The sequence below is a fragment of the Pirellulales bacterium genome (genome assembly GCA_036267355.1).
In the GTDB taxonomy this organism is placed as follows: Bacteria; Planctomycetota; Planctomycetia; order Pirellulales; family DATAWG01; genus DATAWG01.
In genome coordinates this window covers 133804-147800 of record DATAWG010000025.1, presented here as the reverse complement: position 1 = coordinate 147800, position 13997 = coordinate 133804, and the positions used below count along the sequence as shown (strand labels likewise).

Here is a 13997-nt window from a genome sequence, read left to right as displayed (position 1 = left end):
AGGACAGGTAGGCTCGATCCTCGTCGATGAACAGGATCATTTTTTCTTTCCAAGTCTTGCGGCAATCTTGTTCTTCGCCATCTTCTTCTGCATCTTCGGCGATTTCGTCGCTGGTTGCCGCACCATGCCTCGACCTTTGTTGGCCATCAGTTTTCTCCCTCAGTCAGACGCCCGATCCTTTCCGCAACTGCCTGGCCCATAGCGTGAGCCAAACGACCACCAGGGCCATCAGCCAAATGCACATCTTGAATATCGAGACGATCCAAAATCCAACATTCTGAACGTACTCCCAACTGACGCCAGGCCCAAGGAGCGATTGAAACCAAGGCGGTCGAGCTGACATGAGGCCGAGAAATACGAACCAAACCAGGGTTAGAAACCCAATGGCGATCAGCACCGTCCACCATCCGGCGACGGCTGCTGCTCTGACCCTCTTTTGAAAAGCGTCATTCATGGTGATGCCTCTTCTGCCGGTCAATCACCGATGGCCTGCAAATAACGCTCCGCGGAGCGCAGAATCGCCGCCTTGCCATCCCGTTCGATCACTGTATCCCAAAATGCTCCATAGACCGTGTCGTAGTCGAATGGCTCGACCGCCTTGACGATCCGGTCGACTGCTGACGCCGACAGCGGCACGTAATTGGGATAAGAGTACATAAAGCTGACGTGTGTTCGATTGGGAGCAACTTGGATGATATCGCCCGTCAAGAGTGATCCTTTGCCGCCAGCGCCGCCTTGCCAATGAAGAACGGTGCCGCCGTCGAAGTGCCCGCCGCAGCGGATCAACGTCAGACCCGCACTCAACAGCTTCGTTTCGCCTGTCCAACATACGACGGCCTTATCGGGTCGCATTATCCACTGTTGATCGTCAGCATGAAGATAAATCGACACGTCGCCGAAAGCCCTACTCCATTCGACCATTGAGCAATAATAGTGCGGGTGCGAGATGGCAATCGCCGAAATGCCGCCGAGTGCGTTGATCATCTCGACGATAGCTGGATCGAGTAAGGAAACGCAGTCCCAAAGGATATTTCCGCCCGGCGTTCGCAAGAATAGCGCCCGCTGACCGATGGCGAAGTGAGGCTCGATGCCGATGCCAATCAGGCCGGACCGCTCGAATCGGATCGAGTTTCGATGGCTCAACCGCAAGCGGTCCAGCGTTGTCCACTGTTGGCCCGTCGCCTTCACGTACTGCCGGTCATCATCGCAGATAGCGCAGGCGTGCGGCGGATCAACGGTCTGGGCGTATTGTGTTCCGCATGTCGAGCAGATGAAGTTCGGCATGTTTCCGTGACGTGTTATCGGCGGCATGGTTCGATCGCACAATCTGGTGTTGCGACCATCCTACCATATCGCCGATGACGCAAGCGACCAGCCACACCGCCACGACTTTCCACCCTGGAAAATCCGGCAGAGTCGCGGCGGCCTGGTCCAATGTGCGGCCATGTCGCTTTGCTGGGGTGATTGGTGGTGGCGGTGCGGAGGACTGCTGCGCGGTGATCCACATCACAAAGGATGTAATGCTGGTTTTGACTGCCCGATGACAACTGGTTGAATCAGATTTTCCGCAGGCGGTCACTGGGCGTTGCCGCCATCGCGCCCTCGATACAAGCGGCATGGTGCCAGCTCGCCGGGGAGTTTTCCGCAGGTTTGGCAAAAATCTCTGTGAACCCACCGACACCCTGCTGCGTCTAAGTGGTTGAATAGCCTGCTGCCGGTTGCTGTCGCGGCCGGGTCGGATTGCAACAACTCTTTTGAATTTGGTGATTCCAATGGTTTGGTCACGGCCCAGTTCGATTCAGGAACGCATGGGGACGGGTTATTCCGCGCTCGCCGCGGATAATCTGCAATTCCCATTGCGCCTGTGACGCTCGGCCAAACCAAGTACGCGAACAAACTTGAAGGCCTGGTGTCAAAGCGACATCGGGCCTTTTTTCGTTGAATTGCTCGAAAACCCGGGTTGGTAGCTGAGACGGTATAGCGCCTGGTTGAAGCCCAGGAGACGAGGATTCGAGCGCCTCCCGACCCACTCGTAGAAAAAACATGCGGCTCGTTCGTCTATCGGCTTGAGGATTCCGTCCTTTCAAGATGGAGAGACGGGTTCGACTCCCATACGAGCTACTTGGTGCGGCTAAGACTTCGGGAGGTAGGGCAACGGCGGCCCGCCGGGCACCATGTCCTCATGGTCGTGGGAGCACGAGAGCGTGGGTTCGACTCCCACCCCTTCCGCTAGTGCTGACAACTATATGGTGTCTGTGGTGTAGCGGATTCTGCACGGGCTGGCTGTGAAGGGAGAAGATGGCGGTTCGACCCCGCCCAGATACCCTTACTTGAAAGGACGGATCAAAAATGGTCGCGAAGATGCTCGATCGCCCGACGCTGGTGCTCAACCGCAACTGGCAGCCAGTGAACGTGGCCACCGTGGCCCGGGCGCTCGTGCTGCTGTGGAATGAATCGGTCCGCGTGGTCGATTCCGACGACTATCGGCTCTACAGTTGGGCCGATTGGTCAGCGCTAAAGCCGCGCGATGGCGAACCGTTCATCCAGGCGATTCGCCAGCGGCTCCGTGTGCCGGAAGTAATCGCGCTAGCCAGTTACGACCGGGTGCCGAGCGCCGCGGTGAGCTTCAGCCGTCGCAATATCTTCAAGCGGGACCACTGGACCTGCCAATATTGCGGCGTGCAGCCGGGCGGCGACGAGTTGTCGATCGACCATGTTGTGCCGCGGTCACAGGGTGGAACCTCGACCTGGGAAAACTGCGTGCTGGCTTGCCTGGCGTGCAACAAGCGGAAGGCCGACCGCACGCCGCGGCAGGCTGGCCTCAAGCTGCGCAAGGAGCCGGTTCGCCCGACCTGGAAGCCGCTGTACGCCCGGCACGAGGCACGGATCGAAAGCTGGTCGAAGTTCGTCAGCGAGGCGTACTGGAACGTCGCGCTTGAGAGCTGATTGTTAGCGAGCCCCGGGGTCTTGTAACAGCAGAACCCCGGGCTTTACACGGGCGTGCTCCTGGGAGAGCAGCCAGCCTCCAAAACTGGCGGACGGGGTTCGACTCCTCGCGCTCGTGCTGATTGAAAAATGCCGACGTGGCTCGACTGAGAAAGACACCGGTTTTGTAAACCGGTCGATGCTGGCGCGAATCCAGTCGTCGGCTCTTGGTGTGGTGTGTCCCGATGGTGTACCGGATCGCATTGGACCCTCCGAAGGTCCAGGCCCTGGTTCGAGTCCAGGTCGGATATTGCGATTGATGGCCTTGCGAGTGTGCCGGACAGCACGGCAGTCTTCGAAACTGCAAGACGTGGTTCGATTCCTCGGCGGGGCATTGAAAAATTGCGAGTTTTTGTCCTCGGAGTGTGCCGGATTCGCACGCGACCCTGCGAAGGTCGAAGACAAGGTTCGATTCTTGGCGAGGACATACCCAACTCAGTCTACCGCCCTGCGCTCGGCTGCCGCCAAAGCAGCCGTGCTCGGTTGCTGGTCGAAGACCAGGTTCGATTCTTGGCGAGGACACTGAAGCACCTGACGCTGGAGCCAGACGGGCACGGCAACCGCCTGCAAACCGGTTTGAAGTGAGTTCGACTCTCACCGGCGTCTTTGATTGTGATTTGAAGAAAACGTCCGACGCGGCTGGGCCTATGGCGACGAGCTTTAGGGGACTTGAGTCGCGCGAAATTCCACGATCGCCATGCGGTTTGAACTCTGCGATCCAGAAACTCGAGCTTACGTTTTGCAGAATTCGCTCGACGATTGCAGACAGCGCTCGACCTCCTGGAACCTACAACGGCGGTTCCGCTGGGCGACCGAACGGTCTGCGACGAATCAAGCGCGCCAGCGCGCTGCGACGAATCGAGCGCGCCAGCGATTCGAAACTGCTGCAAACCGGCACAGATATTCCCGTGCGGCGCGACGAATGGCCGCTCGCCGGTCAATCCAAAATCTTGCTCGTGTCGGCAACGATTTTCTGGATCGTTTCATCGGTCAAACCACCGGCCGGCAAGGCGTAGTTGACCACGACTTTTCCTTGACGGTAGATGAGCACCGTCACATCGGCCTCGGGATTCAGCTTGTAGCTCTTCGGTCCGGCGGCGTGTTCGGCGGGAACGACGAAGGCGACATGCTCGACTTTGTTCGACTCGACGAATTTTTCGGCCGTGCCGGCCAACTCCTTCGGTTCCTGACCGAGCAGGCTCACGAACGAGCCCATCTTCTTTGCTTCATTCTTGGCCACGACGTCGTCGAGTTGCCTGACGAGCGCGGCGAGGGCCGCGTCGGCTTGGTGGGCAAAGATCATCACCATCGGCCGATTCCCCATCCGGCAGCGGTAGCAGAGCTTTTGGCCGACCGCGACGCCGTCGTTCGGAGCGCCGGCGGCTTTGGTGACCGTGAATGCACCGAGAGATTCACCCGGCTGCGGTCCGCTCTGCAATTCGGCCGCATGGCCGTTGCCCGCTAGCAAGCCCACGGCCAACAAACCAGCCAGCATTGGAACGAAAGCGAGATGGTTCAATCGCATTTTTGCAATTCCTTGGTAGATGAAGAAGGCGTCGAGCCCACCATGGGCACGACAACGAAGCACGTTCGCGCAAGCGGGGCAGAGGGAGCGGCGTGGCGAACCTGGCGGGAAAACGAGCCGACGTTGGTACGGCTATGCCCCATAGCGGTAATTGGCCGCAATCTGCGAAGGCATCGACAGCGCCTATCGTAGCGCGCCGGCGAGCAAATGCAAATAGCGATGGCCGGCGGTGGAACGGGATCAGCGTGTCGAAGGAGCGGCTATCTGCAACATCTAGGCTCGGCCGAAAACTAACTTCCGCTTTTCGAACCCCCCTCATCCTGGAACTCGGTCGCTGTGAGAAGAGGGGCCTATGGAGAAGTCGTTTTTTGGCCGAGCCTTAACCGCTTGAGAAAAAAGAAGCGCCCCCTGCGCTCGATGATATCGGTTGCTTCCACTGCCCCCATAGCCACATTGCCGGATCGCACATCGGCGCTGCAACTTGCCGGGACTAATGATTTTTCCGGATATCGGTCGAACGCGGGGGCGCAGGGGATTTGCGAATCGGCGACACGTGTCGTGCGCCGCATTGTCATCGGGAATTAGGAGAACGGGGAGCCCGATCCACGGATCGTTCCCCCCACGAATGTATGACGCTCTTCCGAGGTATAGCCGAATGGTTCCGCAAGTATATCGGGCCAGAATGGGGGTGTCAATGAAAATGTGACAATCGAGAAATTTTTGTCTTCATCGCGGATCCCGGGCCGATTGATGCAGTAAGCGCAGCGGTTATTTGGGCATTGGAAGCGCTACAATCGGATCATATTCGCGTCCGGCGTGGAGAGCAGGGCCCTGGAGGAAAAGGATGGCGTATCCGTTCACGATTTTAGCCGAAACGGCCGGTCACGTAGTCTTCCGTTTCCTTCAGGATCGGCTTCGTGAAGAGCTCGCCGGTCGGGCCGTATTCGATCAGCCGCCCGAGATACATGAAGGCCGTAAAATCGCTCGCTCGCGACGCCTGCTGCATGTTGTGCGTCACCATCAGCACCGAATACGAACCGCGCAATTCTTGGATTAGATCTTCGATCTTTCCGGTGGCAATCGGATCGAGCGCGGAGCAAGGTTCGTCGAGCAAGAGCACCTCGGGTTCGGCGGCAATTGCCCGGGCGATGCAAAGCCGCTGTTGCTGTCCTCCGGACATGCCGAGCGCGCTTTCATGCAGCCGGTCTTTGACTTCGTCCCACAGCGCGGCGCCGCGGAGGCTGCGCTCGCAAACTTCGTTGAGCACGCTGCGGTTGCGCTGGCCGTCGATGCGCAGCGAATAGACGACGTTTTCGAAAACGCTCATCGGAAACGGATTCGGCTTTTGAAAGACCATGCCCATCCGCTTCCGCAACTCGATCACGTCGACAGTGGTGCGATAAATCGAATCGCCGTTGAGGCGGATATCGCCGTCGATGCGCACCGTGGCCAAGAGATCGTTGAGCCGATTGACGCTGCGGAGCATCGTCGATTTGCCGCAGCCGCTCGGCCCGATCAGCGCGGTGACTTGGTTCTTGGGGATCCGCATCGAGATGTCGTAGAGCGCCTGCTTCGCGCCGTAGAACAAGTTGAAATGATCGACCTCGACGACCGCTTCCTCGCGCGCCATGGCGGGGTGCACTTCCGTGCCAACGATCTCTCCGCGCGTGATCGCGTTCAGCCGGCCCGCGGCGGGGGGCGACTTCGCGGCCGCAGCCGGCGGCAACAAATTTGGCGGCTCGGCGAGACTCGCGGTCCCGGCGGTCGGCAGCACGGGCTGCGTTGGATCCGCCGGCGCGGAATCGGGTGTTTGCAACGGCTTTTGCGTTTTCAAAATGGCGTTCATGGCAACCGCTTCGCAAGCGGAAGCTCACTTTCTTGTTGATCGAAGGTGCCCGGTCGCTTTCCGGCAGTTTTCGTGCCGCGGGTTCAAAACTGATCCGTCATGAATTTTCGCCGCAGCCTGCGGCGCAATCCGATCGCGCCCAGATTCAGGACCGCCACGATAGCGATCAGCAGCAGCGTCGTAGTATAAACCATCGGCTTGGCGGCCTCGCTATCCGGACTCTGAAACCCGACATCGTAAATCATATACGCGAGGTGCATAAAACTGCGATCGGGATGAAGATACGGAAACACCGAATCCAGCGGCAGATCGGGCGACCACTTCTTCACGCCGACCAACATCAGCGGCGCCACTTCGCCCGCCCCCCGCGCCATCGCCAAAATCATGCCCGTCATGATCCCCGGCATCGCTCGCGGCAGAACGATCCGGCGAATCGTTTGCCAATGGCTTGCTCCGCAGGCATACGACCCCTCGCGCATTGAATTTGGCACTGCGGCGAGCGCTTCTTCGGTGGCCACGATCACGACCGGCACGGTCAATAGTGCCAGGGTGAGCGCTGCCCAGAGCAATCCCCCCTTGCCGAATGTCGGATCGTTACTCACCAGGCTAGCGCGGTAGAACCCATGGAAGAATGGCGAGGTGACGATCATCGTCACCACCAACCCGAGCGACGCGAGCCACAGCGCCACTGACACTCGGCGCAAGCGTGGGCGTCCGGCGGCGAGCGATTCGGCCATCGCCGGACGGCTCGCGAGGCCGATGAAAAATGCCGCGACCCCGGCGGCGACTGCAATGGCCAATAGCATGAACCATGTTCCCTCTGGCCAGGGATCCTCTGGCCCGCCGTCGATGAATTTTCCGACGCCGTAGCAGAAGAACCCCAAGCCGAACGCACCGAACACGATGCTCGGCACTCCCGCGAGGTTGTTGATCGCGATGCGCACGGCGCTGGTGATCGGGCCGGGCTTGGCGTATTCCCGCAGATAGAGCGCCGCCAACACGCCGAACGGCACGGCGAAGAGCGTCATGATGAGCGTCATGGCGACCGTGCCCCAAATCGCCGGAAAATATCCGCCGGCGCGATTCGATTGCAGCGGATCGTCGAGCAAGAATTCTCGCCAGCGCGAGGCGTAAATGCCGAGTTTGCTCCACAAGCCGAGTTGATTGGCCGGATAAGCGCGAACGATGTCTTCGAGCGCGATGTCTTGCGCCGGCCCCTGCACCGGTTTGACGCGCAACCGGTAGCGAGCGTTTTCCGCCTTTAGCCGATCGATTCGGCCCAGGATTTCCTTGAATTGCGATTGCCCCCAGGCTTCCATCTCGGTGCGGCCCGTGACAGCGGCGGCATAGTGGGGCGAATCCTTGCCGTAATCCAGCTCGGCTTGCACTTGCTCGAGCGTGGCTTGTTTCATTTTCCGGCGAACAGCCCCATTCTCATCCTTGTCGATCGCCACGCGCTGGCGCCAGCGTGCGCGCACCTCCGGATGCGCCTGTCGGAATTGTTTCCAGGCATCGGCCGGCGACGCCGAAACGACCTTGCCGTCGACCAATAGCGCCTCAAGCCGGCCGTAGAATCTACCGATTTCGAGCCGTTCGATCGTCAATGCCCAATCGGGCCGAGTTTCTTCCGCCACGCGAAAATCGTCGGCCCATCGAAATGGAGCATGCGTCAGCTCGAAATTGCCGACGCGAACCAGCCGTCGTGTGGCCCAGCCTCCGTCCGCCGCGATCCCATGCCGAGCCATGGCGGCCATCGGCGACGGCAGCTTGTCGAGCGCATCGGCCTCGGGTCGATACCGCTCCGATCGCGCGGTCTCGCCGAGCAGCACGCTGCCGTCGGCCAGTTTCAATTCCACCAGCGGCCGCGGCCAAAACGTGCCGATCCCTTGATAGACCACAAGGACCAGCAATCCGACGATCAGCAGGATCGCGATGGCCAGCGCTCCGCCGGTGAGCCATAACTGCGGTTCGCCGTGCGCCAGAAGTGTTGCATGGGATGAGCCACGTCGGCGCGGCCGCGGCGACGTCGGCGCGGCGGAGAATCCGGAGCCGGCAGCAGTCGGAGACCCGGAGCCAAGCGGAGGCGATGTTTTCGAGCTCATGCGGCCTCCGCGGATCGCTTAGAGTTCATAGGCCCTCCGGCGGAATCGCTGCCGAACCACTTCCGCCACCGTGTTGACGACGAAGGTGATGATGAACAGCGCCAACGCGGCTACATACAACGTGCGCAGGTGGGTCGTGCCCACCGCCGCTTCGGGCATTTGCGTGGCAATCGCGGCAGAAAGCGTTTGGAAGCCGTTGAAAATATTGATATCCATGAGCGGCTGGCCACCGGCGGCCATCAAGATGATCATCGTCTCGCCCACGGCGCGGCCCAGCCCGATCATCACGGCCGAGAACAGCCCGCTCATGGCGGTCGGAATGACGACGTGCATTGCCGTCTGCCAATGCGTGGCTCCGGCGCCCAGCGATGCCGAACGCAAACTGGCCGGCACGGAGGAAAGAGCGTCGTCGGCCAGCGTGTAGATCAACGGGATGATGGCAAAGCCCATTGCCAGCCCGACGATCAGCGCGTTGCGCTCGTCGTATCGTCCGACGAAAGTTCCACGCGGATCGATCTTCACCGCGTCGAGAATCCATGCCACGCCGAACACAAGCACCACGGTTGCCGCGATGCCGAAAATGAATTTCAACAACTCGGCGACGGCGCTGCGAGTTCGGCTCCATGATGCGGAGATGCCGCGCAGCCAAGGATCGATCGTGCGATTGATGAGCACCGCGACCAGTAGGGCCGTGAACGGCAACAGCAGCATGATCCAGCCCGGCAATCCGCTGCCCAGCCGCCCGGTAAGCCAGGCTTTGATATCGCCGTCGAACAAATAAGTTTGAACGAGCGGGCCCAAGGCCGCGGCCGCCACGACGCCTGCCGGGATCGCCAGCAGCAGCATCGCTGCGAATCGCCAGCGGGCAAAACGGAGCGTCAAGCCATGCGGCAGGAGTTGCCACACATAGGCCCCCGCTAGCAACGCGAGGGGTACTGTCACCAGTCCGGCCAGAACCTCCGGCACGATTCCGGAAACAATCGGCGCTACGACCAGCCCGGCCAAGAACCCGAGCACGACACTTGGCAAGCTCGCCATCAGTTCGACGGTGGGTTTGATTCGAGCCTTGGTGCGCGGATGAAGAAACTCGCTCGTGAAGAGGGCCGCCAGAAGGGCCAACGGCGCGGCAAAGATCATCGAATAAAACGTCGCCTTGAAGGTGCCGAACACGAGCGGCATCAGCCCCAATTTCGGCTCGAAGCCGCTGCCGCCCGACGTTTGCCAGATTTGCTTCGGCGCCGGCTCTCCCTCGTACCAAACCGGCAAGAACAGCGCGGAGAACGAGCCATCCGGATAACCGGGGTCGAATTTCCAAACCGTGGCCCTAGCGCCCGACACCGCCAGCAGCCGGTCTCCCTTGGGCGAGATCGCGACGCTTTCGACCGGCGCCGGCGCTTCCGCACGCAAATCGAGGATCGTTTTCTCCGTGGTGATGAACAGCAGTCGCGTCCGCCCGTCGCCAAACCCCACCGCCGCTTCGCGGTCGCTGCTCGAAGAGGCGATGCAAGCGACCGGGCTTCCCTCGGCAGGGAACCGGGGGCCATCGATCAGCCGCGTGGTATCTTGGGTATGCCCTGCCTTTTGCCCGCTGCCGAACTTCCGCGCTTCGGGCGGCTGAACCGGAAACCAGGTCCGCACGCGGCCGCTCGAATCGCCCGCCAAAAACGTGGTGCCGCCCAAGAGCGGCGCAAGCGCCGTCAGCGTCATGCCCGATTCGCCGAGAAGATTGCGATCCTCCATCAAGCGTGGATGATCGAGATCTCGCGTTTCATAGCGCAGCAACCGGCCATTGCTCCACGCGATATAGAGATATTCGCCGAGGCCCCCTAGCCGCAGAAATTTCGGAGGCCCATCAATGTCGGCCGGCAGTGCCACTTCGACCGGAGTCGAAAGCGTGGAAACATCTTCGCCCGCGAGCAAGTCGTGCCGGGTTTCGACCGACGCAATCCGCAGCACGCCGGCGGTTCGTGAGTGGTCCGCCGCCTTTTCGCTTTCGGTAAACCAGCAAAACACGGATCCGCTCGCCGGCTCGACCTGGTCAACCAATTGCACGGCGGCTTTGCCTTCGCCGGGCTCGATCGGATCGTCCAATTTGACGACGAGCTTTTGCCGGCGATACTGCCCGGTCGGAGTGCGGGCGACGAGGCCTCCGTCCCATTCCGCGGTCGCGCCGACCGCCATCTCGCGCACCACGGCCGGAACGTCGGGCGGATCGACAAACCGCGTTTCGAAACCGATCCGGCCCGTTTGCAATTTGCCGTCACGAAATCCGAACACGGCCCGCTGGCCGTCGGTCGCCAGCGCAACGGCCGTCATACCGGCCAGACCGGTTTGCCGCGGCGAAAGATTGTCGAGCACGTGGCCGTTGTCGAGACGAAACGAGCGCACGCGGCCATCGGCGAACAATGCCCAGGCGAGCGAGCCGAACTCGTCGATACCGAGCCGAATCGGCGGCTCGCTGAAGTTCGCCGGCTTGGTTCCAGTCGCATTCGCGGGGGCTGCGGCGTCGATGGCCCCGGGCAATTCGCGCGTCGATTCGACCTTGGCCGGCAAAAAGAGCGGGATCACTTGCGACGCAAGAAACACGCACACAAGCAGCACCGCGCCGATCGTGCCGATGCCACCGACGGCAACCAGGCTTCGCGCAACGCGATCGCCGGCCGTGACCATCCACGACGTTTTCCGTCGGCGGCTCCGGCCGGTGAACGTCCGTTGTGGATCGCTTGGCACGTTTGCTATTCCGACAGCCCGACCATTTTCAATCCGCGGGCGGCCACTTTTTCCGTCAACGGCAGAAACCCCTCGCGGTCGACATCTTCCTGGCCATTGCGGCTCAACACGTATTTCAAGAATTCCGCCCGCAAAGGATCGAGCTGACTCCCCGGCTTGTAGTTGACGCTGATATACAAGAAGCGGGCCAGCGGGTATTGGCCGCGATAGGCATAATCCGGTTCGGCGGGAACGAATTTCTTCCCTTCCTTGAGCGCGAGGGGAATGGCCCGCACGTCGGCCGTTTTGTAGCCGATGCCGCTATAACCGATGCCGTATTTATCGCTCGCGACCCCCTGCACGACCGCCGAGCTTCCCGGTTGCTCCTTCACCGAATCTTTGAAGTCGCCCTTGAACATGGCATGTTCTTTGAAGAATGCGTAGGTGCCGGAGGCCGAATTGCGGCCGTAGAGATTAATCGGTTTGTCTTTCCATTCGCCGGTCATGCCGAGATCGCCCCACGTGAGGACGTCGTTGGGATATCCACCCTTGCGAGCCTTTGAGAAGACCGCGTCGATCTGCTGAAAGCTCAGGCCTTCAATTGGATTGTCTTTATTGACATAGACGGCGAGCATATCGATGGCCGCCGGCAAGGTGGTCGGCTTGTAGCCGTATTTCGCCTCGAACTTTTCGATTTCTTCTTTCTTCCAATCGCGGCTCATGGGGCCGAAATTGCCCGTGCCTTCGATCAATGCCGGCGGGGCGGTGGCCGAGCCCTTGCCCTCGATTTCCGCCCGCACATTGGGATAGATCTTCGTAAAGCTTGCCGACCAGTGGTCCATCAGATTGAGCATCGTGTCGGAACCGACGCTCTTGATCGAACCGGAAACTTCGGTCGATGCTTTTTCGTATCCGGGTAGCTTCGGATCGAGATCTCCTGCGCTGGCCTTCTTTTCTGGCGCCGATTCGTCGCCGGCCGCGCGGGCGACATTGGTCGTGCGGCAGGCAAGCGCGAATGCCAGCGCTGCCGCCGCGGCAACCAGCAAGGCCTTCCTTTTAGCGATCGCGGCAGCGAGCAAGCGCTGGATTCGGGCGCCGCAACGAGCGTTTCGCAACATCGGTTGGTCTCCAATTTTAAGTGCCGGCTCGGCGGATATTTCCGTCGTTTGCCGCCGCGCGAGTTATCACAGTCTAGGGCCCAATTGTTAGGGAAACATTAGCGGATGCGGGAAATCGCGATTGGACTGCACGCGGCCACGATTCGCGTGGCGTAAAGCAACACTTTCGAGCGGGTTGCCTCGGTCAACCCGCTCGCCCGCGACCGCCGAATCAAAGGGCGTTGGCCAGAATTTGATGCATCGCGGCGAGATACTCGCGGGCTTCATCCGGCGGCATAATAAGCGGCGGGGCGATGCGCACGACGGTGCCGGCCAACGGGCCGAGCAGATGGATCGCGCGACCCTGGTCGTCGCCCAAATAGCAGGCGGCCACGGCGGCACGGGCCGTTTCCGCGGCCGAGCGATTGCCGGTCGCGATGAATTCGATCCCCCACACCAATCCTTCGCCGCGCAAATGAGCGACCGCTGCAAGCCGGGCAATTCGTTCGAGGCCCTCCCTCAATACCCCGGCAAGTTCGGCGGAACGCTGCAGAACATCGGTCGACTCGAATTCATCCAGCGTCGCCAGCACGGCCGCCGCGGCCAAGGGATTGCCGCTGTAGGTGTCGCTCCCCTCGCCATAGTCGAGCGCGGCCAGAATATCGGCCCGCCCGGCGACGACCGCGACCGGCATTCCGTTGCCCAATCCTTTGCCGAGACACAGCAGGTCGGGCTCGAGGCCGTAGTGCGTGAAGGCGTACATCGGGCCGGTGCGGCCGAAGCCGGATTGGATTTCGTCGAGGATGAACGCGATGTCGTGTTCGCGACAAAACCGCTGAAGCAGCTGCAAATATTCAGGCTGCGGGTGAAACGAGCCGCCGCCTCCCAAATACGGCTCCGTTATCAGCGCGCGGATTCGCGATCCGTGTTGCCGCCACTCGTCGGCCAATTCGGCTGCGTAGCGGCTCAGGTCGAGCGGCTGGGCCCGGCGGGCGGTGTCGATGCATTCCTCGCTGGGGAAGCTGATGAACCGCACGCGCGGATCGCGCTCGGCGTCTTTTTCGCTGCCCGTGGTCGCCCCCGCCAATCCTTTTTTGCCGTGGAAGCCGAAGCGAGTGGCGAGGATGATTTTCTCGGAGCCGTTGTCGCCGGCGGTCTGCCTCTCGCCTTGAGTGCCGCGCCGTGCCAATGCCGCCCAAAGGGCCTTTTGCACCGCCTCGCTCCCGCTCGCGGCCCACAAAACCTGTTCGCACCGCTGGCCGCCAGGCTCGCCGCGCAGATTGTCGATCAGCCTTTCGGCCGCTTCAATTTCAAGCTCGCAAGTGGCGTTGTAGGTTGTCAGCGGCGTTGCGACCGTGAACCCGCTGCGCTCGGACGGAAGATGGTCGAGCCCCAAGTATCGCCACACCGCCCGCCACCACGCGATCGGATTATGACCGAGGTTGGCCACCAACACGCCGGAGGTGAAGTCCGCTAGTTTGCGCCCGTCGCAAGTCCAATGGTAGCAGCCGGCACTACGAGCGATCGCGGCCAGGCTCGGCGTGAACGTGCGTTGAGCTCGCGGCTCGACATCGGCCAGCCGGCGACGCAGGTCGTTCGACAGATCTTCGCTCGGATGTTCGATCACATGCGGTTCGGATGTTTTTGTCATGGGTAGAGTCGTTGGTGGCATCGATAACCCTGGAGCCCGCGGCGCTAGCAAAGGAGTGAGACGCCCGCCACTCGCTTGCTAG

9 protein-coding genes, 7 tRNA genes and 1 pseudogene are annotated in these 13997 nt (G+C 61.0%); 9 read left to right on the top strand and 8 right to left on the bottom strand.

What is annotated here, in order from left to right:
* Positions 1–163: 163 nt before the first annotated feature.
* On the bottom strand, positions 164–454 hold the full coding sequence (locus VHX65_04390) for a hypothetical protein (protein HEX3997766.1): 291 nt from the start codon (positions 452–454) through the stop codon (positions 164–166).
* 20 nt (positions 455–474) lie between these two features.
* Positions 475–984 (bottom strand): hypothetical protein, encoded by a 510-nt coding sequence (locus tag VHX65_04385; GenBank protein ID HEX3997765.1) that lies wholly within the window; start codon positions 982–984, stop codon positions 475–477.
* A 973-nt stretch (positions 985–1957) separates the two neighbouring features.
* On the opposite strand from VHX65_04385, the gene VHX65_04380 reads away from it, so the two are divergent.
* The 9 genes and pseudogenes from VHX65_04380 (at position 1958) to VHX65_04340 (ending at position 3591) form a co-directional block, all read left to right on the top strand.
* Positions 1958–2029, top strand: a tRNA-Phe gene (locus tag VHX65_04380).
* 18 nt (positions 2030–2047) lie between these two features.
* A tRNA-Glu gene (locus VHX65_04375) sits at positions 2048–2121 on the top strand.
* Between the two features lie 20 nt (positions 2122–2141).
* Positions 2142–2229 (top strand): annotated as a pseudogene (locus VHX65_04370).
* A gap of 20 nt (positions 2230–2249) precedes the next feature.
* A tRNA-OTHER gene (locus tag VHX65_04365) sits at positions 2250–2325 on the top strand.
* Between the two features lie 24 nt (positions 2326–2349).
* Complete coding sequence (locus VHX65_04360) at positions 2350–2946, top strand: HNH endonuclease (protein ID HEX3997764.1); 597 nt, start codon at positions 2350–2352, stop codon at positions 2944–2946.
* A 48-nt stretch (positions 2947–2994) separates the two neighbouring features.
* Positions 2995–3064 (top strand) — tRNA-Trp (locus VHX65_04355).
* Positions 3065–3077: 13 nt separating this feature from the next.
* A tRNA-Thr gene (locus VHX65_04350) sits at positions 3078–3151 on the top strand.
* Between the two features lie 96 nt (positions 3152–3247).
* A tRNA-Arg gene (locus tag VHX65_04345) sits at positions 3248–3319 on the top strand.
* Positions 3320–3518: 199 nt separating this feature from the next.
* Positions 3519–3591 (top strand) — tRNA-Cys (locus tag VHX65_04340).
* Positions 3592–3922: 331 nt separating this feature from the next.
* Here the strand turns inward: VHX65_04340 and VHX65_04335 are convergent.
* The 6 genes from VHX65_04335 to VHX65_04310 all read right to left on the bottom strand — a co-directional run bounded on the left by VHX65_04335 (position 3923) and on the right by VHX65_04310 (position 13915).
* Entirely contained in the window at positions 3923–4510 is a 588-nt protein-coding gene (locus VHX65_04335; GenBank protein ID HEX3997763.1) for a hypothetical protein, read from the bottom strand.
* Positions 4511–5375: 865 nt separating this feature from the next.
* On the bottom strand, positions 5376–6356 hold the full coding sequence (gene pstB / locus VHX65_04330) for a phosphate ABC transporter ATP-binding protein PstB (GenBank protein HEX3997762.1): 981 nt from the start codon (positions 6354–6356) through the stop codon (positions 5376–5378).
* An 83-nt stretch (positions 6357–6439) separates the two neighbouring features.
* Complete coding sequence (locus VHX65_04325; protein HEX3997761.1) at positions 6440–8458, bottom strand: ABC transporter permease subunit; 2019 nt, start codon at positions 8456–8458, stop codon at positions 6440–6442.
* Between the two features lie 18 nt (positions 8459–8476).
* The gene (locus VHX65_04320) at positions 8477–11128 is read right to left on the bottom strand and encodes an ABC transporter permease subunit (protein ID HEX3997760.1); all 2652 of its coding nucleotides are present in this window, start codon (positions 11126–11128) and stop codon (positions 8477–8479) included.
* A gap of 65 nt (positions 11129–11193) precedes the next feature.
* Entirely contained in the window at positions 11194–12285 is a 1092-nt protein-coding gene (locus VHX65_04315; GenBank protein ID HEX3997759.1) for a PstS family phosphate ABC transporter substrate-binding protein, read from the bottom strand.
* Positions 12286–12496: 211 nt separating this feature from the next.
* The gene (locus VHX65_04310; protein ID HEX3997758.1) at positions 12497–13915 is read right to left on the bottom strand and encodes an aminotransferase class III-fold pyridoxal phosphate-dependent enzyme; all 1419 of its coding nucleotides are present in this window, start codon (positions 13913–13915) and stop codon (positions 12497–12499) included.
* Between the last annotated feature and the right edge of the window lie 82 nt (positions 13916–13997).